Origin of the sequence: Streptomyces sp. Ag109_O5-1, from assembly GCF_003814875.1 — a bacterium.
GTDB classification, from domain to species: Bacteria; Actinomycetota; Actinomycetes; order Streptomycetales; family Streptomycetaceae; genus Streptomyces; species Streptomyces sasae.
This window is the reverse complement of the sequence record NZ_RKQF01000001.1, coordinates 9048804-9074030: the sequence shown is the minus strand read 5'-3', so window position 1 is coordinate 9074030 and position 25227 is coordinate 9048804. Positions and strand designations below refer to the sequence as shown.

The 25227-nt window shown below is 67.6% G+C and carries 21 protein-coding genes and 2 rRNA genes; 9 read left to right on the top strand and 14 right to left on the bottom strand.

Features of this window, described 5'->3' with window-relative positions; genetic code table 11:
- Positions 1 to 101: 101 nt before the first annotated feature.
- The 3 genes from EDD90_RS41310 to EDD90_RS41295 all read right to left on the bottom strand — a co-directional run bounded on the left by EDD90_RS41310 (position 102) and on the right by EDD90_RS41295 (position 6258).
- Positions 102 to 3205: ribosomal RNA gene (locus EDD90_RS41310) — 23S ribosomal RNA — on the bottom strand.
- Positions 3206 to 3485: 280 nt separating this feature from the next.
- Positions 3486 to 5009, bottom strand: a 16S ribosomal RNA gene (locus EDD90_RS41305).
- The 16S and 23S rRNA genes sit together here, the layout of an rRNA operon.
- A gap of 598 nt (positions 5010 to 5607) precedes the next feature.
- A complete protein-coding gene (locus tag EDD90_RS41295) occupies positions 5608 to 6258 on the bottom strand; it encodes a DNA-3-methyladenine glycosylase (protein ID WP_123978207.1) in 651 nt (216 codons plus the stop codon).
- 136 nt (positions 6259 to 6394) lie between these two features.
- Here EDD90_RS41295 and EDD90_RS41290 point away from each other — a divergent pair, with 136 nt between their 5' ends.
- From EDD90_RS41290 to EDD90_RS41280, 3 genes are all read left to right on the top strand, one after another.
- A complete protein-coding gene (locus tag EDD90_RS41290) occupies positions 6395 to 7177 on the top strand; it encodes a sporulation protein (RefSeq protein ID WP_123978206.1) in 783 nt (260 codons plus the stop codon).
- A 44-nt stretch (positions 7178 to 7221) separates the two neighbouring features.
- On the top strand, positions 7222 to 7761 hold the full coding sequence (locus tag EDD90_RS41285; protein ID WP_123978205.1) for a YbhB/YbcL family Raf kinase inhibitor-like protein: 540 nt from the start codon (positions 7222 to 7224) through the stop codon (positions 7759 to 7761).
- Between the two features lie 167 nt (positions 7762 to 7928).
- On the top strand, positions 7929 to 8438 hold the full coding sequence (locus EDD90_RS41280) for an HNH endonuclease (RefSeq protein WP_123978204.1): 510 nt from the start codon (positions 7929 to 7931) through the stop codon (positions 8436 to 8438).
- A gap of 109 nt (positions 8439 to 8547) precedes the next feature.
- Here the strand turns inward: EDD90_RS41280 and EDD90_RS41275 are convergent, their stop codons facing one another.
- The 3 genes from EDD90_RS41275 to EDD90_RS41265 all read right to left on the bottom strand — a co-directional run bounded on the left by EDD90_RS41275 (position 8548) and on the right by EDD90_RS41265 (position 10910).
- The gene (locus tag EDD90_RS41275; RefSeq protein WP_123978203.1) at positions 8548 to 9495 is read right to left on the bottom strand and encodes an SPFH domain-containing protein; all 948 of its coding nucleotides are present in this window, start codon (positions 9493 to 9495) and stop codon (positions 8548 to 8550) included.
- A 130-nt stretch (positions 9496 to 9625) separates the two neighbouring features.
- A complete protein-coding gene (locus EDD90_RS41270) occupies positions 9626 to 10057 on the bottom strand; it encodes an NfeD family protein (protein ID WP_123978202.1) in 432 nt (143 codons plus the stop codon).
- Positions 10058 to 10118: 61 nt separating this feature from the next.
- Positions 10119 to 10910 (bottom strand): ABC transporter ATP-binding protein, encoded by a 792-nt coding sequence (locus EDD90_RS41265; RefSeq protein WP_123978201.1) that lies wholly within the window; start codon positions 10908 to 10910, stop codon positions 10119 to 10121.
- Between the two features lie 150 nt (positions 10911 to 11060).
- Here EDD90_RS41265 and EDD90_RS41260 point away from each other — a divergent pair, with 150 nt between their 5' ends.
- A complete protein-coding gene (locus tag EDD90_RS41260; protein WP_123978200.1) occupies positions 11061 to 11846 on the top strand; it encodes a hypothetical protein in 786 nt (261 codons plus the stop codon).
- A gap of 41 nt (positions 11847 to 11887) precedes the next feature.
- Here the strand turns inward: EDD90_RS41260 and EDD90_RS41255 are convergent, their stop codons facing one another.
- The 4 genes from EDD90_RS41255 to EDD90_RS41240 form a co-directional block, all read right to left on the bottom strand.
- Positions 11888 to 12127 (bottom strand): chaplin, encoded by a 240-nt coding sequence (locus EDD90_RS41255; RefSeq protein WP_123978199.1) that lies wholly within the window; start codon positions 12125 to 12127, stop codon positions 11888 to 11890.
- 236 nt (positions 12128 to 12363) lie between these two features.
- Entirely contained in the window at positions 12364 to 12612 is a 249-nt protein-coding gene (locus tag EDD90_RS41250; protein WP_123982172.1) for a chaplin, read from the bottom strand.
- 169 nt (positions 12613 to 12781) lie between these two features.
- A complete protein-coding gene (locus EDD90_RS41245; RefSeq protein ID WP_123978198.1) occupies positions 12782 to 13423 on the bottom strand; it encodes a response regulator transcription factor in 642 nt (213 codons plus the stop codon).
- A complete protein-coding gene (locus EDD90_RS41240; RefSeq protein ID WP_123978197.1) occupies positions 13416 to 14561 on the bottom strand; it encodes a GAF domain-containing sensor histidine kinase in 1146 nt (381 codons plus the stop codon). The genes EDD90_RS41245 and EDD90_RS41240 overlap by 8 nt, the downstream gene beginning before the upstream one ends.
- A gap of 225 nt (positions 14562 to 14786) precedes the next feature.
- Here EDD90_RS41240 and EDD90_RS41235 point away from each other — a divergent pair, with 225 nt between their 5' ends.
- From EDD90_RS41235 to EDD90_RS41225, 3 genes are all read left to right on the top strand, one after another.
- Positions 14787 to 15482 carry an SDR family oxidoreductase gene (locus EDD90_RS41235; RefSeq protein ID WP_123978196.1) on the top strand — a complete coding sequence of 232 codons (696 nt, stop codon included), beginning with the start codon at positions 14787 to 14789 and terminating at the stop codon, positions 15480 to 15482.
- On the top strand, positions 15479 to 16561 hold the full coding sequence (locus EDD90_RS41230) for an S-adenosylmethionine:tRNA ribosyltransferase-isomerase (protein WP_123978195.1): 1083 nt from the start codon (positions 15479 to 15481) through the stop codon (positions 16559 to 16561). The genes EDD90_RS41235 and EDD90_RS41230 overlap by 4 nt, the downstream gene beginning before the upstream one ends.
- A gap of 296 nt (positions 16562 to 16857) precedes the next feature.
- Positions 16858 to 17589 (top strand): transglycosylase SLT domain-containing protein, encoded by a 732-nt coding sequence (locus EDD90_RS41225; RefSeq protein ID WP_123978194.1) that lies wholly within the window; start codon positions 16858 to 16860, stop codon positions 17587 to 17589.
- 89 nt (positions 17590 to 17678) lie between these two features.
- Here EDD90_RS41225 and EDD90_RS41220 read toward each other — a convergent pair whose 3' ends face one another.
- A complete protein-coding gene (locus EDD90_RS41220) occupies positions 17679 to 20213 on the bottom strand; it encodes an FHA domain-containing protein (RefSeq protein WP_260328454.1) in 2535 nt (844 codons plus the stop codon).
- 232 nt (positions 20214 to 20445) lie between these two features.
- Between EDD90_RS41220 and EDD90_RS41215 the strand changes: the two genes are divergently transcribed.
- Positions 20446 to 22593, top strand: coding sequence for a streptophobe family protein (locus EDD90_RS41215; protein ID WP_123978193.1), 2148 nt, complete (start codon positions 20446 to 20448; stop codon positions 22591 to 22593).
- A 208-nt stretch (positions 22594 to 22801) separates the two neighbouring features.
- The gene (gene serB / locus EDD90_RS41210; RefSeq protein WP_123978192.1) at positions 22802 to 24010 is read left to right on the top strand and encodes a phosphoserine phosphatase SerB; all 1209 of its coding nucleotides are present in this window, start codon (positions 22802 to 22804) and stop codon (positions 24008 to 24010) included.
- A gap of 119 nt (positions 24011 to 24129) precedes the next feature.
- Here serB and EDD90_RS41205 read toward each other — a convergent pair whose 3' ends face one another.
- From EDD90_RS41205 to EDD90_RS57850, 3 genes are all read right to left on the bottom strand, one after another.
- Positions 24130 to 24648 (bottom strand): histidine phosphatase family protein, encoded by a 519-nt coding sequence (locus EDD90_RS41205; protein ID WP_123978191.1) that lies wholly within the window; start codon positions 24646 to 24648, stop codon positions 24130 to 24132.
- Positions 24649 to 24727: 79 nt separating this feature from the next.
- The gene (locus EDD90_RS41200; protein ID WP_123978190.1) at positions 24728 to 24934 is read right to left on the bottom strand and encodes a hypothetical protein; all 207 of its coding nucleotides are present in this window, start codon (positions 24932 to 24934) and stop codon (positions 24728 to 24730) included.
- A gap of 167 nt (positions 24935 to 25101) precedes the next feature.
- Positions 25102 to 25218 (bottom strand): SGM_5486 family transporter-associated protein, encoded by a 117-nt coding sequence (locus tag EDD90_RS57850; protein WP_260328452.1) that lies wholly within the window; start codon positions 25216 to 25218, stop codon positions 25102 to 25104.
- Positions 25219 to 25227: the final 9 nt, after the last annotated feature.

The following is a 25227-nucleotide window of genomic DNA, read 5'->3' as shown; positions in this document are numbered from 1 at the left end:
CCTAATGGTTTCGAGCGAACAAGCACACTCTTCAATTGTGTGTTCAGCTCTAGCCGGCAACAGTCGTTGCCTCAGAACTAACACAGTGGACGCGAGCAACTGAGGACAAGCCCTCGGCCTATTAGTACCGGTCACCTCCACCAGTTACCTGGCTTCCAGATCCGGCCTATCAACCCAGTCGTCTACTGGGAGCCTTACCCTCTTATAGAGGTGGGAGTCCTCATCTCGAAGCAGGCTTCCCGCTTAGATGCTTTCAGCGGTTATCCCTCCCGAACGTAGCCAACCAGCCATGCCCTTGGCAGAACAACTGGCACACCAGAGGTTCGTCCGTCCCGGTCCTCTCGTACTAGGGACAGCCCTTCTCAAGACTCCTACGCGCACAGCGGATAGGGACCGAACTGTCTCACGACGTTCTAAACCCAGCTCGCGTACCGCTTTAATGGGCGAACAGCCCAACCCTTGGGACCGACTCCAGCCCCAGGATGCGACGAGCCGACATCGAGGTGCCAAACCATCCCGTCGATATGGACTCTTGGGGAAGATCAGCCTGTTATCCCCGGGGTACCTTTTATCCGTTGAGCGACGGCGCTTCCACAAGCCACCGCCGGATCACTAGTCCCGACTTTCGTCCCTGCTCGACCCGTCGGTCTCACAGTCAAGCTCCCTTGTGCACTTACACTCAACACCTGATTGCCAACCAGGCTGAGGGAACCTTTGGGCGCCTCCGTTACTCTTTAGGAGGCAACCGCCCCAGTTAAACTACCCATCAGACACTGTCCCTGATCCGGATCACGGACCCAGGTTAGACATCCAGCACGACCAGACTGGTATTTCAACGACGACTCCACCCGAACTGGCGTCCGAGTTTCAAAGTCTCCCAGCTATCCTACACAAGCCGAACCGAACACCAATATCAAACTGTAGTAAAGGTCCCGGGGTCTTTCCGTCCTGCTGCGCGAAACGAGCATCTTTACTCGTAGTGCAATTTCACCGGGCCTATGGTTGAGACAGTCGAGAAGTCGTTACGCCATTCGTGCAGGTCGGAACTTACCCGACAAGGAATTTCGCTACCTTAGGATGGTTATAGTTACCACCGCCGTTTACTGGCGCTTAAGTTCTCAGCTTCGCCCCGACGAATCAGAGCTAACCGGTCCCCTTAACGTTCCAGCACCGGGCAGGCGTCAGTCCGTATACATCGCCTTACGGCTTCGCACGGACCTGTGTTTTTAGTAAACAGTCGCTTCTCGCTGGTCTCTGCGGCCACCCCCAGCTCAAGAGGAAAACTCTCTCACCAGGTGTGGCCCCCCTTCTCCCGAAGTTACGGGGGCATTTTGCCGAGTTCCTTAACCATAGTTCACCCGAACGCCTCGGTATTCTCTACCTGACCACCTGAGTCGGTTTAGGGTACGGGCCGCCATGAAACTCGCTAGAGGCTTTTCTCGACAGCATAGGATCATCCACTTCACCACAATCGGCTCGGCATCAGGTCTCAGACTATGTGCTGTCCGGATTTGCCTAGACAGCGTCCTACACCCTTACCCCGGGACAACCACCGCCCGGGATGGACTACCTTCCTGCGTCACCCCATCACTCACCTACTACAAGTCTGGTCCGTCGGCTCCACCACTTTCCTTTCCCCGAAGGGTCCGGAACGGCTTCACGGACTTAGCATCGCCTGGTTCGATGTTTGACGCTTCACAGCGGGTACCGGAATATCAACCGGTTATCCATCGACTACGCCTGTCGGCCTCGCCTTAGGTCCCGACTTACCCTGGGCAGATCAGCTTGACCCAGGAACCCTTAGTCAATCGGCGCACACGTTTCTCACGTGTGAATCGCTACTCATGCCTGCATTCTCACTCGTCAACCGTCCACAACTACCTTCCGGTGCTGCTTCACCCGGCAGACGACGCTCCCCTACCCATCACAGCACCCGTTGGGGCTATATGCTGCAATGACACGACTTCGGCGGTACGCTTGAGCCCCGCTACATTGTCGGCGCGGAATCACTAGACCAGTGAGCTATTACGCACTCTTTCAAGGGTGGCTGCTTCTAAGCCAACCTCCTGGTTGTCTCTGCGACTCCACATCCTTTCCCACTTAGCGTACGCTTAGGGGCCTTAGTCGATGCTCTGGGCTGTTTCCCTCTCGACCATGGAGCTTATCCCCCACAGTCTCACTGCCGTGCTCTCACTTACCGGCATTCGGAGTTTGGCTAAGGTCAGTAACCCGGTAGGGCCCATCGCCTATCCAGTGCTCTACCTCCGGCAAGAAACACACGACGCTGCACCTAAATGCATTTCGGGGAGAACCAGCTATCACGGAGTTTGATTGGCCTTTCACCCCTAACCACAGGTCATCCCCCAGGTTTTCAACCCTGGTGGGTTCGGTCCTCCACGAAGTCTTACCTCCGCTTCAACCTGCCCATGGCTAGATCACTCCGCTTCGGGTCTTGAGCGTGCTACTCATACGCCCTATTCGGACTCGCTTTCGCTACGGCTACCCCACACGGGTTAACCTCGCAACACACCGCAAACTCGCAGGCTCATTCTTCAAAAGGCACGCAGTCACACCGAAGTGCTCCCACGGCTTGTAGGCACACGGTTTCAGGTACTATTTCACTCCCCTCCCGGGGTACTTTTCACCATTCCCTCACGGTACTATCCGCTATCGGTCACCAGGGAATATTTAGGCTTAGCGGGTGGTCCCGCCAGATTCACACGGGATTTCTCGGGCCCCGTGCTACTTGGGTGTCTCTCAAACGAGCCGCTGATGTTTCAGCTACGGGGGTCTTACCCTCTACGCCGGACCTTTCGCATGTCCTTCGCCTACATCAACGGTTTCTGACTCGTCTCACGGCCGGCAGACCGTGAAAGAGAGATCCCACAACCCCGTATACGCAACCCCTGCCGGGTCTCACACGCATACGGTTTGGCCTCATCCGGTTTCGCTCGCCACTACTCCCGGAATCACGGTTGTTTTCTCTTCCTGAGGGTACTGAGATGTTTCACTTCCCCTCGTTCCCTCCACACTGCCTATGTGTTCAGCAGTGGGTGACAGCCCATGACGACTGCCGGGTTTCCCCATTCGGAAACCCCCGGATCAAAGCCTGGTTGACGACTCCCCGGGGACTATCGCGGCCTCCCACGTCCTTCATCGGTTCCTGGTGCCAAGGCATCCACCGTGCGCCCTTAAAAACTTGGCCACAGATGCTCGCGTCCACTGTGCAGTTCTCAAACAACGACCAGCCACCCATCACCCCCAAGCCAGAGCCTGGAGTTCACTGGGGCCGGCGACTGAAGGAAGATCATTCCCTCAGACACCCAACAGCGTGCCCGGCCGAACCCCGCCCGAAGATCATGCGTTCCACGCTCCGAAGAGCAGTACTTGCAGCCTCCGACCCGAGAGTCAGACCGAATAATCAACGTTCCACCCATGAGCAACCGTGCAGGTCATTCGCCTGCAGTCGGCTATGTGCTCCTTAGAAAGGAGGTGATCCAGCCGCACCTTCCGGTACGGCTACCTTGTTACGACTTCGTCCCAATCGCCAGTCCCACCTTCGACAGCTCCCTCCACAAGGGTTGGGCCACCGGCTTCGGGTGTTACCGACTTTCGTGACGTGACGGGCGGTGTGTACAAGGCCCGGGAACGTATTCACCGCAGCAATGCTGATCTGCGATTACTAGCGACTCCGACTTCATGGGGTCGAGTTGCAGACCCCAATCCGAACTGAGACCGGCTTTTTGAGATTCGCTCCACCTCACGGTATCGCAGCTCATTGTACCGGCCATTGTAGCACGTGTGCAGCCCAAGACATAAGGGGCATGATGACTTGACGTCGTCCCCACCTTCCTCCGAGTTGACCCCGGCGGTCTCCTGTGAGTCCCCATCACCCCGAAGGGCATGCTGGCAACACAGAACAAGGGTTGCGCTCGTTGCGGGACTTAACCCAACATCTCACGACACGAGCTGACGACAGCCATGCACCACCTGTACACCGACCACAAGGGGGCGCCTGTCTCCAGACGTTTCCGGTGTATGTCAAGCCTTGGTAAGGTTCTTCGCGTTGCGTCGAATTAAGCCACATGCTCCGCCGCTTGTGCGGGCCCCCGTCAATTCCTTTGAGTTTTAGCCTTGCGGCCGTACTCCCCAGGCGGGGAACTTAATGCGTTAGCTGCGGCACCGACGACGTGGAATGTCGCCAACACCTAGTTCCCACCGTTTACGGCGTGGACTACCAGGGTATCTAATCCTGTTCGCTCCCCACGCTTTCGCTCCTCAGCGTCAGTAATGGCCCAGAGATCCGCCTTCGCCACCGGTGTTCCTCCTGATATCTGCGCATTTCACCGCTACACCAGGAATTCCGATCTCCCCTACCACACTCTAGCTAGCCCGTATCGACTGCAGACCCGAGGTTAAGCCTCGGGCTTTCACAATCGACGTGACAAGCCGCCTACGAGCTCTTTACGCCCAATAATTCCGGACAACGCTTGCGCCCTACGTATTACCGCGGCTGCTGGCACGTAGTTAGCCGGCGCTTCTTCTGCAGGTACCGTCACTCTCGCTTCTTCCCTGCTGAAAGAGGTTTACAACCCGAAGGCCGTCATCCCTCACGCGGCGTCGCTGCATCAGGCTTTCGCCCATTGTGCAATATTCCCCACTGCTGCCTCCCGTAGGAGTCTGGGCCGTGTCTCAGTCCCAGTGTGGCCGGTCGCCCTCTCAGGCCGGCTACCCGTCGTCGCCTTGGTGAGCCATTACCTCACCAACAAGCTGATAGGCCGCGGGCTCATCCTTCACCGCCGGAGCTTTTAACCCTCACAGATGCCCGTGAAAGTGTTATCCGGTATTAGACCCCGTTTCCAGGGCTTGTCCCAGAGTGAAGGGCAGATTGCCCACGTGTTACTCACCCGTTCGCCACTAATCCCCACCGAAGTGGTTCATCGTTCGACTTGCATGTGTTAAGCACGCCGCCAGCGTTCGTCCTGAGCCAGGATCAAACTCTCCGTGAATGTTTACCGGTAATCCGGTGCACACACACGAGAGCGGAACAGTCGGAGGAATGATCCGACCGTTCACAGCGTCCTCGCTGTGTTTTTTCAAAGGAACCTCGACCATCGGAATGTTCCGACGGACGGGGTATCAACATATCTGGCGTTGATTTTTGGCACGCTGTTGAGTTCTCAAGGAACGGTCGCTTCCTTTGTACTCACCCTCTCGGGCTTTCCTCCGGGCTTCCCTTCGGTGTTTCCGACTCTATCAGATCTTTTTCCGATCCGATTTCCTCGGTGCTTTCCAGGTTCTCGCTTTCGCGTTTCCCTTTCCGGCGGTTCCGACTCTATCAGATCCTTTCGGCGTCCGATTCCCGGTCGGCGGGTTGTCGTAAGGCTTTCCGGCTCTCGTCCGTCGGCCTTTCGACATTCACTACGCTAGCCGATTCCCGTCGAGACTCATAATCGAGCTCCGCGAGTTCGAATTCAGGCATGCGGGCATGATGAATTCGACCCCGTCAGGGGAAGTCGTAGGTAGTGGGTGGCCACTTCCGGCTGCTGGCGATTGCCGTACCCGGTTCAGCGGCTCGGGCTACGTTACGCACCTTCCAGGGACGCGTCAACTTGAGCGACGCCGGGGTACATGGGCCCGATAGGGGCTCACCGTCGGGTCGTTGGCCACCCAGAAGCGCCACGGGTGGACGTCACCGTCGCCGCCCTCCCCGGCGACTCCGGTGCGCGGACCGTTCCGTACCTGGTCGGAGGGTGCGGGGAAGCCGGTCAGTATCCGCAGCGGGGTCTCACCGGAGGCACACGCGTCCGTGCCGTCCAGGGCCCGGTCGACGCCCAGGGCGGTGGCCAGGCGGGCCGGACCTTTGGCCAGTTCTCTGTCATATCGGGCCGAAAGTCGACGTTTGCGTGCGAGCTCGGCACCCTCGACGATCTCGCCGGCGCGGAGTAGCACCGCGCTCGCCCGACCCTCCGGGCCACAGACGAGGTTCATGCAGAACCACATGCCGTAGGTGAAGTAGACGTACACATGTCCGGGCGGACCGAACATCACCTCGTTACGGGGGGTCCGTCCACGGTAGGCGTGCGAGCCGGGGTCGTTCGGGCCGTCGTACGCCTCCACCTCTGTGAGGCGCACGGCGATCGGACCGTCCGGGGTGGTGCGGAGGAGGACGCGGCCGAGGAGGTCGGGGGCGACCTCCAGTACAGGGCGGTCGAAGAAGTCCCTGGGGAGTGGCTTGCGGTCCGGGCGCGCGATCATGGCGTCCGAGCCTAGTCCAGGCCGGGGGATGCCAAGGGCTGGTCAAGGAATCGTCTGCTTGCCAGGGTGTGGACCGGAACCGGTCGTGACCGGATCGCGTTTGTAGGGATCAAAGGTCCGTAAGTAAAGGAGAGTCATGGGCTTCAAGAAGCTGCTCGCGAGCCTGGGTGCCGGCGGGGCGTCCGTGGAGACGGTGCTCACCGAGGTCAATGTCGTACCCGGTGGCGTCGTCCAGGGCGAGGTACGGATCCAGGGCGGCTCGGTGAACCAGGAGATCCAGGGTCTGACCGTGGGTCTGCAGGCGCGCGTCGAGGTCGAGAGCGGCGACGAGGAGTACAAGCAGAACATCGACTTCGCCAAGCTGCGGCTCGGTGGTGCCTTCGAGCTTCAGGCCGGGGCGGTGCACACGGTGCCGTTCGGGCTGGAGATCCCGTGGGAGACGCCCGTCACGATGATCGACGGGCAGGCGCTGCGCGGGATGCACATCGGGGTGACGACCGGGCTGGAGATCGCGCGGGCCGTGGACTCCGGGGATCTGGACCCGATCAACGTGCATCCGCTGCCGGCGCAGAAGGCGATCCTGGACGCCTTCATCCGGCTGGGGTTCCGTTTCAAGAACGCGGACCTGGAGAAGGGGCACATCCGGGGGACACGGCAGACGCTGCCGTTCTACCAGGAGGTCGAGTTCTACCCGCCGTCGCAGTACCGGGGGCTGAACCAGGTCGAGCTGAGCTTCGTGGCGGACGGGCACGGCATGGACGTGATCCTCGAAATGGACAAGAAGCCGGGGCTGTTCAGCGAGGGCAGTGACACCTTCCGGTCGTTCCAGGTGGGTCTGCACGACTTCCACGGGACCGACTGGGCGGCTTATCTCAACCAGTGGCTGTCCGAGGTCGGCAGCAAGCGCAACTGGTTCTAGGCTCGGGACTGCTGATTTCCGGTAATCGATCAGGAGGTACCGAGGTGACCGAGCTGAAGCGGCGGCCTCTCCCCCATGACTTCCACCCGCCCGTCCCGTCGTTCACGGTGACGAGCGAGGACATCGAGGAAGGGGGGACGCTCAAGGACGCTCAGGTCTACGCGAAGGGCAACACCTCACCGCAGCTGCGGTGGGAGGGCTTCCCGGAGGGGACCAAGAGCTTCGCCGTGACGTGCTACGACCCGGACGCCCCTACGGGCAGCGGGTTCTGGCACTGGGTCCTGTTCGACATCCCGGTCTCCGTGACCGAGCTGCCGGCGGGCGCGGGCAGTGGCAAGTTCGAGGGGCTGCCCGAGGGTGCGGTGCAGGTACGCAACGACTACGGGTCGAAGGACTTCGGCGGTGCCGCACCGCCGCCCGGGGACGGGCCGCACCGGTACGTCTTCACGGTGTACGCGGTGGACCAGGAGAAGCTCGGCCCGGACGCCGATGTCTCGCCCGCCGTCGTCGGATTCAACCTGCGGTTCCACGCGATCGCACGTGCGCAGTTGATCGGCGAGTACGAGAACCCCGAACAGGGCTGACGCACCGCGCGAAATCAGTCGAGCGTTCATTGAACGTTTGCCCGCCTCTGGTCTTGGAAGTGATCAGGGGCGGGCAGTTTTTATTGCGTTGTCCATCTCGGCGCGCCCGTCCAGAGTTGATCCAAGCCCGCCGGCGGTGGGCACGGTGCACAAAGGAGGTGGGCTGGATGCGTGACACGCTGGTGCTGAACGCGAGCTTCGAGCCGCTGTCCACGGTGACGTTGAACCGCGCTGTCGTCCTGGTGCTCCAGGACAAGGCCGTCGTCGAGCAGGCCCACCCCGAACTGCGCATGCGCGGTGCGGATGTGGACATACCCGCGCCCCGGGTGATCAGGCTCTGCAGGTATGTACGGGTGCCGTTCCGGAGACAGGCGCCCTGGTCGCGGCGGGGGGTGCTGGTCAGGGACCGGCACCGGTGCGCGTACTGCGGGCGGCGGGCGACGACCGTGGACCACGTGGTGCCGCGGGCGCAGGGTGGGACCGACTCGTGGCTGAACACGGTGGCTTCGTGCGCGGAGGACAATCACCGCAAGGCGGACCGGACGCCGGAGGAGGCGGGGATGCCGTTGCTTCGGCAGCCGTTCGAGCCCACTCCGCGGGATGCGATGCTGTTGGCTTTGGGGGCCGAGGACTACGCGGCGTTGCCTGAGTGGTTGGCGGGGGATGTGGCCGCCTAGTCGTCTGCTTGGCTGAGCTTGTCGCGCGAGTACAGGTTGTTGGTAGCTGATCGCGCAGTTCCCCGCGCCCCTGACGGGGGTGCGGGGAACCTTTGTTGTCCGGTGGCCGTCAGTCGATGCTGGGCTTCTCGCGGCGTTCCTGGGCGGGGATGTTGTTGCCGCCGCCGTTGGAACCGCCGCCCAGGGAGCCGAAGTTGCCCATCGCGCCGGAGAGGCCCTTGAGGGCGTCGCCGATTTCGCTGGGGACGATCCAGAGCTTGTTGGCGTCGCCTTCGGCGATCTTCGGGAGCATCTGGAGGTACTGGTAGCTGAGGAGCTTCTGGTCGGGGTCGCCGGCGTGGATCGCCTCGAAGACCGTGCGGACCGCCTGGGCCTCGCCCTCGGCCCGCAGGGCGGCCGCCTTGGCCTCACCCTCGGCGCGCAGGATCTGGGACTGCTTCTCGCCCTCCGCGGTGAGGATGGCGGCCTGGCGCGTACCTTCCGCGGTGAGGATCGCGGCGCGCTTGTCACGGTCGGCGCGCATCTGCTTCTCCATCGAGTCCTGGATGGAGGTCGGCGGCTCGATCGCCTTGAGCTCGACGCGGTTGACGCGGATGCCCCACTTGCCGGTGGCCTCGTCGAGGACGCCGCGCAGGGCCGCGTTGATCTCCTCGCGGGAGGTCAGGGTGCGCTCCAGGTCCATGCCGCCGATGATGTTGCGGAGCGTGGTGACCGTCAGCTGCTCGATGGCCTGGATGTAGCTGGCGACCTCGTAGGTGGCCGCGCGGGCGTCGGTGACCTGGTAATAGATGACTGTGTCGATGTTGACGACCAGGTTGTCCTGGGTGATCACCGGCTGGGGCGGGAACGGGACGACCTGTTCACGCAGGTCGATGCGGTTGCGGATGGTGTCTATGAACGGGACCACGATGTTGAGTCCGGCGTTCAGTGTCCGCGTGTAGCGGCCGAAGCGCTCGACGATGGCGGCGCTCGCCTGTGGGATGACTTGGATCGTCTTGATCAAGGCGATGAAGACCAACACCACCAGAATGACCAGGACGATGATGACCGGTTCCATCGTCGCTCCCCGTACCCTTCTCCGCCTCGGCGCTTCGGCAGATCTTATGGTTGTTGAAGATCTTGCTGGATGAGTCTGACAGACGCACGCGCAACTCGGGGACTCTTCTGTTCAGTTGAGTCTTACGAGGTCAGATGACGATCGCCGTGGCCCCCTCGATCTCCACGACATCCACTTCCTGGCCCACTTCGTAGGCGCGGTCCGGGTGGAGGGAGCGCGCCGACCAGATCTCGCCGGCGAGCTTGATCCGTCCGTCCGCGCCGTCGACGCGTTCGAGTACGACCGCTTGTTTGCCCTTCAACGCATCGACGCCGGTGGCGAGTTGGGGGCGCTGGAGGGCATGCCGGTTCGCGATGGGCCGTACCACGGCGATCAGGGCGACCGAGACGACGACGAAGACGAGTACTTGGAGCACGACGCCCGCGCCGAGTCCGGCGGTGCCGGCGGCGACCACAGCGCCGGCCGCGAACATGCCGAACTCCGGCATCGCGGTCACCACGAGCGGGATGCCGAGTGCCGCCGCGACGACGAGCCACCACACCCATGCGTCGATGTTGTTCACATCGTCATGGTAGGGCCGGGGGTGCCGCCCCCGACAGGGTGCTTTACCGGGCCAAGGCCCGTCAGGACAGGGGCAGTCCGTGGGCGGTCCAGCGGTCGCCGAGCTGCTCGACAATGAGCGGGAGGCCGAAGCAGAGGGAGAGGTTGCGGGAGGTGAGTTCGAGCTCCAGCGGGCCGGCGGCGAGGACCTTGCCCTGGCGGATCATGAGGACATGGGTGAAGCCGGGGGCGATCTCCTCGACATGGTGGGTGACCATGATCATGGAGGGGGCGATCGGGTCGCGGGCGAGCCGGCCGAGGCGGCGGACCAGGTCCTCCCGGCCGCCGAGGTCGAGGCCGGCGGCGGGCTCGTCCAGGAGGAGCAGTTCGGGGTCGGTCATCAGGGCGCGGGCGATCAGGGTGCGCTTGCGCTCGCCCTCGGAGAGGGTGCCGAAGCGACGGTCGACGTACTCGGTCATGCCGAGGCGGTCGAGGAAGGCGCGGGCGCGCTGCTCGTCGACCTCGTCGTACTCCTCCTGCCAGTGGGCGGTCATGCCGTAGGCGGCGGTGAGCACGGTCTCCAGGACGGTCTGGCGCTTGGGGAGCTTTTCGGCCATGGCGATGCCGGCCATGCCGATGCGGGGGCGCAGGTCGAAGACGTCCACCTTGCCGAGGGTGTCGCCGAGGATGGTGGCGGTGCCCTTGCTGGGGAAGAGGTAGCTGGAGGCGATGTTCAGGAGGGTGGTCTTGCCGGCGCCGTTGGGGCCGAGGATGACCCAGCGCTCGCCCTCCTTCACCGACCAGGAGACCTGGTCCACCAGAGCCCGGCCCTCACGGACCACAGATACGTCCTGAAGCTCCAGAACATCGCTCATGAGCGCGTTGTCTCCCCTTGCAGTGTGGCCGGTCTCGGCTGTCGCGTACGCCTGTGGCTCGGGCGGCGGCGCCGGTGGGCGCAGCCCCTACGAAATCTACGCCACGAGTGCGGCGCTCCATTCCATCGGTCCGGTCCTTAGGGTGGGGGCATGCTCTCGGAACCGCGTTCAGGACGCCTCGCCGCTTGGGGAAATGCCCTATTGGCCGGACTTGTCTCTCCGGATGACGCCGTGCTCGCCATCGTCGGCGAGGACGCGGTGCACCGGGTGGAGGGGCTACCGGGTGAGTCCGCTCCGGTCGGGCTCACGCTGGCGCTCGGGCGGCTGCGGACGCTGGGGGCGACCGGGCTGCGGGTCGCGCTGCCGGCGCCGGGGCATCCGCTGGGGCTGAGCGGGCCGCCGGAGTTCAATGCGCGGGCCATGGAAGCCGAGGAGGCGGTGATCTGTCACGGCGCCGCGTTCGGGCTCGTACCGGAGGCGTCCGAGGCCGGGCCGGCCGGTGATGTGCATGTCGAGGTGGTCTGGCATGTGCTGCCGGTGCGGGAGGCGCCGCCCGCCGATGTGCCGTCGCTCGGCGAGGCCGAGCGGGAGCTGGCGGAGGCGCTGCGGGACGCGACCGAGGTGCTGGCGAAGCTGGACGTGGCCGGGTCGGGGCCGGTGGCCGAGGCGGCGATCGACGCGTACCGGGCGCGGGCCGAGCGAGGCCGGGAGGTACTGGCGCCCGGGTATCCGCCGCGGGCGGTGCGGGTGCTGGAGCTGGCGCAGCGGGTGGGGCTGCTGATCTCGCTGGCGTACGAGAACGGGCACGGGGGTGCGGTGAGCGCGTCGGAGATGGCGGCGCGGTCGGTGGCGCTGCGCCCGGTGGAGCGGACGGCCCGGCGGGCGCAGGTGGCGGCCTACAACTCCGTGGTGGAGGAGCGCGAGCGGGGGCGTTAGGGCTGCGCCCGTCGGCGTGGCCCTCGACGGTCCTGCCGGTCCTACTTGTTGACCGACGTGTTGCCGAAGGCCGGGTTCAGCAGGCCGATCACGTTCACGCAGAGGCCGGTGGCGTTGACCGGGACGTTGACCGGGAGTTGGGCGACCAGGCCGCAACCGACACCCGCGGACTTCACGGCCGCGGCGCCGGCGTCCGCGTCGGCGGCGGCGGAACCGGCGGCGGCGCCCGCGGCGATACCGGCGACCGTCATGGCGACGGCGGCCTTCTTGGCGATGTTCATGGGAAGGGTTCCTCCCGCGTGTGCGGGTCCGACCCGGCCGTGGGTCGTGCGCTGGTCAACGCCGGAGGGACCGTGGCGGCACGGGACCGCGGGCCGCACTGCCCGTTCGGATCATTGGGCGTAAAACCCACTGGCCCCAAGAACTACTGGGCCTGAAAGGCGCCGACGCGAAAACCCGACCGGCCTTCCGGGGGCGCCCGGAAGGCCGGAGGTGGATGCCGTCGTACGGCGCCGTGTCAGTGGTTGACGCAGACGTTGCCGAACGCGGGGTTCAGTACGCCGACGACGTTCACGCTGTTGCCGCAGACGTTGACCGGGATGTGCACCGGGACCTGGATGACGTTGCCGGAGACGACGCCCGGAGAGCCCTGAGCGCCGCCGGCTGCGTGGGCGCCGCCGGTGTGGGCGGAGGCCATCCCGGCGCCTGCGGCCATGATCCCGCCGGCCACCATCGTCACGGCCGCTGCCTTCTTCAGGTTCTTCACTTCTTGAGCCTCCTTGGCGATCGCCGCGGCGGTCGCCGCAGCACGCACTGAAGAACGGCGGTGGCCGGGAGAGGATGCGCCGTCCGGGTGACATTCCCACGACGGTATGAATCTCAGCCCGGAAGGCGACCCTCCATGTTGCCGTCGGTGAAGCGTTGCGGAGGGCGTTTCAGCCGGTCACGCCATGGCGAACGGCCCACAGGGCGGCCTGGGTGCGGTCGGCGAGGTCGAGTTTCATCAGGATGTTCGAGACGTGTGTCTTGACGGTCTTCTCGGAGAGCACCAGGGCGCGGGCTATCTCGCGGTTGGAGCGGCCGTCGGCGATCAGCCCGAGCACCTCGCGCTCCCGCTCGGTGAGCGAACCGCCTCTGCCCTGACCGGAGTTGGCCTCCTCCTGGGAGAGCAGGGCGCCGGCCACCTCGGGCTGGAGCAGGACGTGCCCGGCGTGCACCGAGCGGATGGCGGTGGCAAGGGCGTCGGGATCGACGTCCTTGTACACGTAACCGGCGGCGCCCGCGCGCAGGGCCGGTACCACCGTGCGCTGTTCGGTGAAGCTGGTGACGATCAGCACGCGCGCGGGGTTGTCGAGCTCGCGGAGTCTGCGCAGCGCCTCCACGCCGTCCATACCGGGCATCTTGACGTCCATGAGGACGACGTCGGGGCCCAGCTCCTGGGCGCGCTCGACCCCTTCGGCGCCGTCGGCGGCCTCGCCGACGACCTCGATGTCGTCCTGTACCTCCAGGAAGGTGCGCAGGCCCCGGCGGACGACCTGGTGGTCGTCGACCAGCAGCACCCTGATCGCATCAGCCACCGGGGACCTCCATCTCGATCGTGGTGCCCTTGCCGGGCGCCGATTCCACGGTCAGTGTGCCGCCGGCACCGCTCGCGCGGTCCCGCATGGAGACCAGGCCGAGATGGCGCCCGACCCGGCGGGTGAGGTGCGGGTCGAAGCCGCTGCCGTCGTCCGCGACCCGCAGCACGGCACCGCCGCCGCGCCGGTTGACGGTCACGTCGACGTGGTCGGCCCCGGAGTGCCGGAGCGCGTTGTGCAGCGCCTCCTGGGCCACCCGGAGCAGCGCCTCCTCCTGGGCGGCGGGCAGGGCGCGGAAGCCGCTGCTGGCGAAGGTCACGCGCGCGGTGTGGGCGCGGTCGAGGACCTGGACCTGGGTGCGCAGGGTGGCGAGCAGACCGTCCTCGTCGAGGGCGGCGGGCCGCAACTCGACCACGGCGGCGCGCAGTTCGTCGGCGGCCTCAGCGGCGAGCACGGCCACCTGCTGCAGCTCGCCCTTGGCGCGGGAGGGGTCGCGGTCGACCAGGGCGGCGGCGGCCTGCGCGGTCAGCCGCAGGGAGAACAGCTTCTGGCTCACCGCGTCGTGCAGCTCGTGGGCGAGCCGGGAGCGTTCCTCGGCGATGGTCAGCTCGCGGCTGCGCTCGTAGAGGCGGGCGTTGGTGAGGGCGATGGCCGCGTGCTGGGCGAGGATGGAGAGCAGGTCCTCGTCCTCGGCGGTGAAGCCGCAGCTGCCTTCAGGCTTGGGGCAGTTCTTGTTCGCGAGGAACAGGGCACCGATGATCTCCTCGCCGTCGCGGATCGGCAGACCCAGGAAGTCGGACATCTCGGGGTGGGCGGACGGCCAGCCCTCGAAGCGGGGGTCCTTGCGGACGTCGGCCAGCCGCTCGACCTTGGCCTCGCGGAGCATCGCGGCGAGGATGCCGTGCTGGCGCGGGAGCGGGCCGATGGCCTTCCACTGGGCGTCGGTGACGCCGTCGACGACGAACTGGGCGAAGCCTCCGTGGTCGTCGGGGACCCCGAGTGCGGCGTACTGCGCGTCGAGCAGCTCACGGGCGGAGGCGACGATCGTCTTGAGGACGTCGCGCACCTCCAGATGCCTGCTCATGGCCAGCAGCGCGGAACTCACCGCGGCGAGGCCGGACCGGGGACCTTGACTCATGTCCTCACGGTACCTGCGGGGTCCGACAACGCGGATCGGACCGATGGCGGCGGGGCACGGGCCGGTGGCCGTAGGCCCGGAGACCTAGGGCGCGCGGCCGGACCTGCGGCGTAGGCCGAAGGGCCCCGCCGGATTGCGGCCCGCGTCCGAGGCGGCCGGGGCGGGCCCGTTCCTACGGTGAGGGCACCGCCGACGGAGGCGGACGGAGCCGAGGGGACGGTTGTCATGCCGGTAGCGATCATCACGGGGGCCTCGAAGGGGCTGGGGCGGGCGCTGGCCGAGACGCTGGCCGCGCGCGGCTGGGACCTGGTGCTGGACGCCAGGGGCGCCGGGGCGCTGAAGGAGGCGGCGGAGGCCGTCGCCGGGCACGGGACGCGGGTGGCGGCGCTGCCCGGGGATGTCACGGACGCCGGGCACCGGGCCGAGCTGGTGACGGCCGCGCGTGGGCTGGGCGGGGTCGACCTGCTGGTGAGCAACGCCAGCGCGCTGGGGGCCGAGCCGCTGGTGCGCTTGGACGAGCTGCCCCTGGCGGGGCTGCGTCGGGCGCTGGAGGTGAACGTGGTGGCCGCGCTGGGCCTGGTCCAGGAGGCGCTGCCGCTGCTGCGGGAGTCGGCGGCCGGGGCGGTGGTCGCGGTCACCTCGGACGCGGGCGCCGAGGCGTACGAGACCTGGGGCGGTTACGGCGCCTCCAAGGCGGCCCTGGACCAGCTGGCGGCCGTGCTGGGCGTCGAGGAGCCGGGGCTGCGGGTGTGGGCGGTGGATCCCGGGGACATGGCGACCGGCCTGTACGCGGCGGCCGTACCGGACGACGACGGTCCACGGCCGGCGCCGGAGTCCGTCGTACCGGCGTTCCTGCGGCTGCTCGACGAGCGGCCGGCCAGCGGGCGGTACGGGGCGCCCGCGCTGGTGGAGGGGCGATGACGACCGTTCTGAGGGTGCCGGAGGAGCTGTCCGCGCGGGTGCCGGCCGAGCAGCGGGGGCCGGGGCTGGACCGGGATGCCGTTCGGCTGCTGGTGTCGCGGGGGACGGCGGTGTCGCACCACGCCTTCGCCGAGCTGCCGCGGCTGCTGCGGGCCGGGGACCTGCTGGTGGTGAACACCTCGCCGACGCTGGCGGCCGCCGTGGACGGGCGTATCGGGCACGCGCGCGTGGTGGTGCATTTCTCGACGCGCGGGGACGACGGGCGCTGGGCGGTGGAGCTGCGGGAGCCGGACGGGGACGGCACGGCACGCGCGCGTGCGGGTACGCGCACGGGGACTGGGGTGCGGCTGCCCGGGGGCGGACGGCTGGTCCTGGAGGAGCCGCTGAGCCGGGCGGGCGAGCGGCTGTGGTGGGCGCGGACTGCGGCGGACGTACGCGGGGTGCTGCGGGAATACGGGCGGCCCATTCGTTACTCCTATACGGAGCGGGACCAGCCGCTGTCCGTCTACCAGACGGTGTTCGCACTGTCTTCGGCGGACGGGGCGGGGAGCGCGGAGATGCCGAGTGCGGCGCGGCCCTTCACCGCGCGGCTGGTGGCGGAGCTGGTGAGCCGGGGTGTGCAGTTCGCGCCGATCACGCTGCACACGGGGGTGTCGTCGGCGGAGGCGCACGAGCCGCCGTACGCGGAGCGGTTCGCCGTGCCGGAGGCGTCGGCCCGGCTGATCAACAACGTGAGAGCGGGAGAAGGGCGGGTGGTCGCCGTGGGGACGACCGCCGTGCGGGCCGTGGAGTCGGCCGCGGGGGCCGATGGAGTGGTGCGGGCGGCCGAGGGATGGACGGAGCTGGTCGTGACGCCCGGTCGCGGGGTGCGGGTGGTGGACGGGCTGCTGACCGGGCTGCACGAGCCGGAGGCCTCGCATCTGCTGATGCTGGAGGCGGTCGCGGGACGGGCCGCGGTCGACCGCGGTTATGAGGAGGCGTTGCGCGGGCTCTACCTGTGGCACGAGTTCGGGGACGTGCACCTCGTCCTCCCGGAGGAGGAGCCTCACACAGAGCATTGCGCCAGCAACTCCTTGTGAGATTGATGTACGGACGATGTGAGCCCGCACATAGGGTGCACATCACGTACGAACGGACATAGGAGATAAAGGGTCCCCGAATGAACGGGGCAGACGACCTAGTCTGTCCCGTTTTGCCCATCCCGGCTCCACTACCCGGGATCGTAGGTCACACCTTTGCCAGGGAATTTTGCGGCCGCTAAGAATTGCTCTCGTCGCTCAGCACGGCGGGTTCCCCCGCGGTGTTCGTGCCGGAGGAGCCGGTCTCCCCCACGGACAACGAGCGACCTCCGCGCTATTCGAAGAGGTCCACTGCCATGCCCAAGCACGCCCACAGTCCCAGTCCCGCGCTGACCAAGCACCACAAGGTCGCGCTCGCCGGTGTAGCCGCGCTCGGTGCCGCCGCCATCGCCTTCTCCGCTGTGCCCAGCAGCGCCGAGACGATCGTGACCGGCGCACCCCAGACCGCGGCCAACGTGGCCTACGGCACGCAGCAGATCAAGGACGTCAAGGGCACGGTCACCGACCAGCTCGCGCTCCAGAACGTCAAGGTCGAGGCCATCGCCGCCAAGCAGGCCGTGGCCACGGCGAGCCTCGCCCACGTGGCCCACGTCCAGCACGTCGCGGTCCAGGCGAAGCAGCAGGCCGCCCAGGTGCGTGCCGCCGCACAGGCCGCCAACCGGTCCGCCGAGCGCCCGCAGATCCAGCAGGTCGCCGCGACGACCTACGCCAACAACCTCGACGGCTGGATCCGCCAGGCCCTCGACATCATGAAGGCCAAGGGCATCCCGGGCTCCTACAACGGCCTGCACCGCAACATCATGCGGGAGTCCTCCGGCAACCCGATGGCCATCAACAACTGGGACATCAACGCCATCAACGGCATCCCCTCCAAGGGCCTGCTGCAGGTGATCCCGCCGACCTTCAGCGCGTACCACGTCTCCGGCACGTCCTGGAACATCTACAACCCGGTCGCCAACATCACCGCCGCCGCCAACTACGCGGCCCACCGGTACGGCTCGATCGACAACGTCAACAGCGCGTACTGAGGCAGACGCGGACCTCAGCACCGGCATGCCGAAGGGCGGCACCCCACTGCGGGGTGCCGCCCTTCGGCGTCGTACGGACTCCGGATGCGCTACTTGCGCATGACCTCGGGCTCGTGGCGGCGCAGGAAGCGGGCCACCAGGAAGCCGCAGATCACACCGATGACGATCAGCGCGGCCATGTCCATGGTCCAGGCGCCGGCCGTGTGGCTCCACAGCGGGTCCTTGCTGGTGGGGTCGTCGGTGTTGGGCGCGATGTTGTTGAAGTCCAGCGTGGCGCCGTCGGCGGCCACCGCCCAGCGGGACGGCATCAGGAACGAGACCTGGTTCACGCCGACCGCGCCGTTCAGGTTGAACAGGCAGCCGGTGAACACGACCTGGACGATCGCGAACATCACCAGCAGCGGCATGGTCTTCTCGGACGTCTTCACCAGCGAGGAGATGACCAGGCCGAACATCATCGAGGTGAAGCCGAGCCCCATGATCGGGATGCACAGCTCGAAGAGGGTGGAGTGGCCGAGGATCACGCCCTGGTCGGGGATCGTGCGGCTGGAGAAGCCGATCAGGCCGACCATCAGGCCCTGCAGCACGGTGATCACACCGAGCACGACCACCTTGGACATCAGGTACGCCGACCGGGACAGGCCGACCGCGCGCTCCCGTTCGTAGATGACCCGTTCCTTGATCAGCTCACGCACGGAGTTCGCGGCACCCGCGAAACAGGCGCCGACCGCGAGGATCAGCAGGACCGTGGTCGCCGTGCCGTTGGGCACGGGGATACCGGTCTTGTGGTTGACCGGGTTCACCAGCAGCGTCTTGTCGCTGTCGATGAGCAGGCTGACCGCGCCGAGCACCGCCGGCAGGATCACCGTCAGCGCCAGGAAGCCCTTGTCGGAGGCGATGACCGACACATACCGCCGGACGAGGGTCAGCAGCTGCGACCCCCAGCTCTGCGGCTTCTTCGGCTTCATCACCTGCATCGGAGGCATCTGTACGGACTGCGGCGCAATCGCGTCGATGTCCGCGGCGTACATCTGGTAGTGCTGCGAGCCCTTCCAGCGTCCCGCCCAGTCGTAGTCGCGGTAGTTCTCGAAGGCGGAGAAGACATCGGCCCAGCTGTCGTAGCCGAAGAAGTTCAGCGCCTCCTCGGGCGGGCCGAAGTAGGCGACCGCGCCGCCCGGCGCCATCACCAGCAGCTTGTCGCACAGCGCCAGCTCGGCCACCGAGTGGGTGACGACGAGGACGGTGCGGCCGTCGTCGGCGAGGCCCCGCAGCAGCTGCATGACATCGCGGTCCATGCCCGGATCGAGGCCCGAGGTGGGCTCGTCGAGGAAGATCAGCGACGGCTTGGTGAGCAGCTCCAGGGCCACCGACACCCGCTTGCGCTGGCCGCCGGAGAGGGAGGTGACCTTCTTCTCCTTGTGGATGTCCAGCTTCAGCTCGCGCAGCACCTCGTCTATGCGGGCCTCGCGCTCCTCGCCCGTGGTGTCGGCCGGGAAGCGCAGCTTGGCCGCGTACTTCAGGGCCTTCTTGACGGTCAGCTCCTTGTGCAGGATGTCGTCCTGCGGGACCAGACCGATGCGCTGGCGCAGCTCGGCGAACTGCTTGTACAGGTTGCGGTTGTCGTACAGCACCTCGCCCTCGTTGGCGGGGCGGTAGCCGGTGAGCGCCTTGAGCAGCGTCGACTTGCCGGAGCCGGACGGGCCGATGACCGCGATCACGGACTTCTCCGGGACGCCGAAGGAGACGTCCTTGAGGATCTGCTTGCCGCCGTCGACCGTGACGGTCAGGTGGCGTGCGGAGAAGGAGACCTCACCGGTGTCGACGAACTCCTCCAGCCGGTCGCCGACGATCCGGAAGGTGGAGTGGCCGACGCCGACGATGTCGTTCGCATCGAGGACCGCCGTGCCGCCCTTGGAGATCGGCTGACCGTTGACGTACGTGCCGTTGTGCGAGCCCAGGTCGCGGATCTCCATACGGCCGTCGGGCGTCGAGTGGAACTCGGCGTGGTGGCGCGAGACCTGCAGGTCGGAGACGACCAGCTCGTTGTCCAGGGCACGGCCGATACGCATCACGCGGCCGATGGAGAACTGGTGGAACGTGGTCGGGCTGCGGTCCCCGTAGACCGGCGGCACCCCCGCGCCACCGCCGGAGGCCATGGCCGGGGCGCCCTGCTGCTGCGGGATCGCCGGCGGAGCCTGCTGCCAGCCCTGCTGGGAAGCCGGCTGCTGCTGTGCGGCCGGCGGCTGGGACCAGCCCGCGCCGCCCGCGCCCTGCGCCGCGAACGGCTGCTGCTGGGGCTGCGGTTGTGCGACGGCGGCCGCGGTGCCGGAGAGACTCAGGCGCGGTCCGTCGTTCGCGTTGCCGAGGTGCACGGCCGCACCCGGGCCGATCTCCGTCCGCTGCACACGCCGGCTCTCCACGAAGGTGCCGTTGGTGCTGCCATGGTCCTCGATGACCCAACTGCGCCCGTCGAAGCTGATCGTGGCGTGCCGCCAGGAGACCCTGGCGTCGTCGAACACGATGTCCCCCTGCGGGTCGCGTCCGAGGGTGTATGACCTGGCCGTATCGAGCGTCCAGGTACGTCCGTTTGATTCCAGTACGAGTTCCGGCACTCCAAGCCCCATGAGTAGTCCCCCGAGTTACCCCCATCACAGGGAGTCTAGGGATGTCGAACATCGTCGGGAACTATTTCAGGCTCGGCCCTCTGACCGAAAGTCGGGCCTTGTGGAGGGCCCGTGCGAGCGCTTCAACTCTTTCCGTTGACGGGGTTGAAACCGGGCCGGAGAGTGGTAATCCACGCGAGGGGGACAAGCGCGACGGAGCGGCCCGGGGCGTCTGCGGATCGGGGGGTCTGCCATGAGTTCTGGTACATCTGGCACGTCTGGCACGGGAGTCGAGAACGCGAGGGACGGCGTGCGGCTGCCGTGGGCCGACATCCTGCTGTCCGCGATCGCCGCGGTGAGCTGGGCGTTGATCGGCATGGCGGGTACGGCCGCGCTGGGGCTGCATCTGCTGCGGGCCGACGCGGCGGGCTCACTGGGCCCGATGACCGCGGCGGTTGTGGCGCTCGGGGCGGGTGGTGCGGTCACACCGAACGGAGATCTGTCCGCTTTCGGCCTGAAGGGCGCGGAGGCCACGACGGCCATCGAGATCACGCCACTGGGCGTGAGCCTGGTCGGTGCGCTCCTTCTGTCATGGCTCTTCTTACGGTCCCTGCGTACGGCCGGAGTTGTGATCGCACCGGCCGAACTGCTCGCCCGCGCGGGCGCGGTGGTCGTGCTGTTCGTGGCGACGCTGGGCGGACTGGCATGGGCGGGGCACTCGGTCGTGACCATCGACGGCGGTGCCCTCGGGCTGGACAAGATCCCTGGAGCGGGCGCGGGCAGCGGCGGGTTGACGATCCCCGGCATCGGGGACATCGGCGGACTGCTGCCGGACCACCTCGGCGACCTCGTGCACGCGAACGCGGCGGTCGGCTTCAGCGTGGACACGGCGGCCACCCTGCTCGGCGGCCTCGGCTGGTGCGCGGGCATCCTGCTGATCGCCCTGCTGGCCTCGCGCCGCACTCCGCTGCCGCGCGGCTGGGAGGTCGTCCACCGGGTGGTACGGCCGGCGGCCTCGGCGCTGGTGACCGTGCTGCTGGTGGCGGTCGCGGCGGGCTGGGCGGCGGCCGCCTACGCCGCGATCGGCGACCCGCACCCGGCGCGGATCATGGGCGCGGCCCTGCTCGGCGCTCCGAACGGAGTCTGGCTCGGCATCCCGATCGGCCTTCTCGTGCCGTTCGACGGCAGGGCGACGGGCGTTCTGACCGCGTTCCTGCCCCACCCCCTGGACGACCTCCTGAACTCCAAGTCCGACCAGTCGGTGACGCTGGGCCATCTGGCCGCCCTGGACGGACGGGTGTGGCTGCTGGGGGTCGCGGCGGCCCTGCTGATGCTGCTGGCCGGGGTGTTCATGGCGGTTCGGACACCGGTGGGGCGGGGGGCCGGGGCGGGTGGTGCCGACGGGCGGGGCCCCCGTTCCGGGGCGCTCGGTTTCGCCGGGCGGTGTGCCGTGCGGCTGGGGGTCGCGACCGCGCTCACGCTGCCGCTGCTGGCCTGGCTGGCGGGCGTGTCCGTGGACGCCTCGCTGTCGGTGCTCGGCTTCGACGCGTTCGGCGCGGGCATCCAACTGCACGGGCAGTTGGGCATGGCGTTGCTGCTCGGGGCGGCCTGGGGTGCGGCGGCGGGAGCGGCGGGGGCGCTGCTGGCGTGGGCGACCGGCGCGGCCGGATCACGTGCGGCGCCGCTGGCGCTGGGTGAGGTGGGAACCGGCGGCGCGGGCGACGGGCCGGTGCGTCCGGGAGGCGCCCGGGCTCCGGAGCGGGCCGGGAGCGGGGTTGCGGGGCCTTACGCGCCGGGTACACCGCACCGTCCGCCGAATCCGCACACGAATCCGTATCTCCAGGTGCCGGAGGAACTGCGGGAACCGGGACACGACCGAGGGGCCCGGCCCGACAAGGCGGAGGGATGGCCGTCGCCGTACGACGGACGACATGCCCAGGACGCATACGGGGAATCGTCGAACCGTCAGCCCTATGCCGAACCGCAGGCCCAGCAGTCGTACGACAGGCGGCAGGGACCGGAGCGGTACGGCGGCTCGGCGCCGAGGGCCGAGGGAGTGCCGGGGTGGGGTGCGGCACCGGCGGGCGGTGCGGCCGCCCCGGGCCACCGGGGGCCACCGGCCGCGCCGCCCCCGGCCGAGGCGGGGCACACCGACGGCCGGCGGTCGTCGCAGGAGAGCCGGACCGGTGACGACGGAGACCCCCCCGACGTACCGTCCGACCCCGGCGATGTGTACGGCGCTCCCACCATGGCCCGGCCGTTCGACCCGCCGCCCCGCTCCCCTCGGCGGCCGGGGGCACGGCGGGGTGACGGATCCCCGGGTGGTCCGAACGCCGGACCTCCGCCGCCACCTCCCCCACCTCCCCCGCCACCGCCTCCCCCCAGGCGGCCCAATCGGTGAGGCCGGTCGCCGCGTGGGTGACCGGACGCCGAACCGTGTGTGAAGTCGCGGCCGGGGGCACCCCGCTTCCCCGCGTCGGCATCGCACGCGCGTTCGTCCGTAGTCCAGAAGCAAGGCCTCCGACACCGGCCCGACACTTATTGTTCCGTGTCCGTCAGGCGGACCACCTGCGCCGCGGCCACAAGGCGCCGGTTACGGTGGTTACACCATGAGCGATCCGCAGACCTCCGAGGTCCCCACTCTCCTCGTCAAGATTTTCGGCAAGGACAGGCCGGGCATCACGGCCGGCCTCTTCGACACCCTTGCCGCCTACATGGTCGACGTGGTCGACATCGAGCAGGTCGTCACGCGAGGCCGCCTGGTGCTGTGCGCGCTCGTGACCCAGCCTCCGGCGGGGCTCGAGGGCGACCTCAGGGCGACCGTGCACAGCTGGGCCGAGTCGATGAAGATGCAGGCGGAGATCATCTCCGGCCTCGGCGACAACCGGCCGCGCGGTCTCGGCCGCTCCCTGGTCACCGTCCTCGGCCACCCCCTGACCGCCGAGTCGACGGCCGCCATCGCCGCCCGGATCGCCAAGACCGGCGGCAACATCGACCGTATCTTCCGGCTCGCCAAGTACCCGGTGACGGCGGTCGAGTTCGCGGTGTCCGGTGTGGAGACCGAGCCGCTGCGCACCGCTCTGGCCTCCGACGCGGCCGAGCTCGGCGTGGACATGGCGGTCGTCGCTGCGGGCCTGCACCGGCGCGCCCAGCGGCTGGTCGTCATGGACGTCGACTCGACGCTCATCCAGGACGAGGTGATCGAGCTCTTCGCCGCGCACGCCGGCTGCGAGGACCGGGTCGCCGAGGTGACGGCGGCCGCGATGCGCGGCGAGCTGGACTTCGAGCAGTCGCTGCACGCGCGCGTGGCGCTGCTGGCGGGGCTGGACGAGTCGGTCGTGCAGAAGGTGCGCGCCGAGGTGCGGCTGACGCCGGGGGCCCGGACCCTGATCCGCACGCTGAAGCGGCTCGGCTACCAAGTCGGGGTCGTCTCGGGCGGTTTCACCCAGGTCACCGACGATCTGAAGGAGCGGCTGGGGCTGGACTTCGCCCAGGCCAACACGCTGGAGATCGTCGACGGGAAGCTGACCGGCCGGGTGACCGGCGAGATCGTGGACCGGGCGGGCAAGGCGCGGCTGCTGCGCCGGTTCGCCGCCGAGGCGGGTGTGCCGCTGGCGCAGACGGTGGCCATCGGTGACGGCGCCAACGACCTGGACATGCTGAACGCGGCCGGGCTCGGTGTCGCCTTCAACGCCAAGCCGGTGGTGCGCGAGGCCGCGCACACGGCGGTGAACTTCCCCTTCCTGGACACGGTGCTGTATCTGCTGGGCGTCACCCGCGAGGAGGTCGAGGCGGCGGACACCCACGACGAGAGCTGACCTGCCCGGCCGGTCGCAGGCCGAGCGCAGTACGGGGGCCCGGCACCGGGGAGATCGGTGCCGGGCCCTTGTCGTCCCGCTTCAGAAGGCAGTCGTCGTACGGCGGCCGTGCGGCGGTCTCATTCGGAGGGTGCCCAGTAGTCCGCAAGCGTGGCCGCACCGGGCTCCAGGGTCTTCCAGGAGCCCTCGTACGTCACCACCGCGAAGGCGGCGGCGGGAAAGCCGCGGCGGTTCATCCGCTCACGGGCGTCGCCCTCGGCGGTGCCGGCCAGGATCTCGGTCACGCCGTGCACGCCGGGGTTGTGACCGATCAGGATCACGTTCTGCGCGTCGTCGGGCACCTCGTTGAGCACGGCGATCAGCTCGCCCGGCGAGGCCTCGTACACCCGCTCCTCGTAGATGGTTTTCGGCCGGTGCGCAAGTTCATGGACGGCGAGCTTCCAGGTCTCCCGGGTGCGCACGGAGGTGGAGCACAGGGCCAGATCGAAGGTGATGCCGCTGTCCGCCAGCTTGCGTCCGGCGACGGCGGCGTCCGTACGGCCCCGGTCAGCGAGCGGTCGCTCGTGATCGGTCACCTGTGGCCAGTCGGCTTTCGCATGGCGGAAGAAGACAATCCTGCGGGGTTCTGCGACGCTCATGGCACCCAGCTTCGCATGAAACAGGCCATCGGGCGCAGGGAGTTGACATGCGGCTTTACCGGGTCCGCAGGCACCGGCGTCAGCGGGTGAAGATCTGCTGGACGCGCTCGAAGAGGTGGGTGACGGCCGGGTCGCCGGTGGCCGCGTGGGCGTCCGCCGGGTTCAGTATCAGCACGAACAGGGAGACGAAGGCGAGCGCGGGCAGGGCGAGGGCCCACCAGGGCAGCCGGATGTCGACGCGGCCCGGGGTCGCCGGGTGGGGCCGGGTGTGCGTTCGGGCCGGCATGATCGCCTCCGCTGGTCTCCGGGGTCTGCTGGCCGCCCCTCGCGGCCACACCTCGAAACTACGGAATCCGCGGTCGCCGACCCATCCGGTGATCCACCCACTTGACCCTGACCCTCGCCCCCTAGGGGATGGGGGGCTAGCCCCACCATCGGCCGCCGGGGCGGTGGTCAGGGTGACGCGAGGGTCGCGATGACGGCGATGACGATGAAGATGGCGAAGAACGAGCCGAAGACGATCAGCATCTTCTTCTGACCGTTCTGGGGGTTCGGTTCGAGCACTGGCATGAGGTCAGT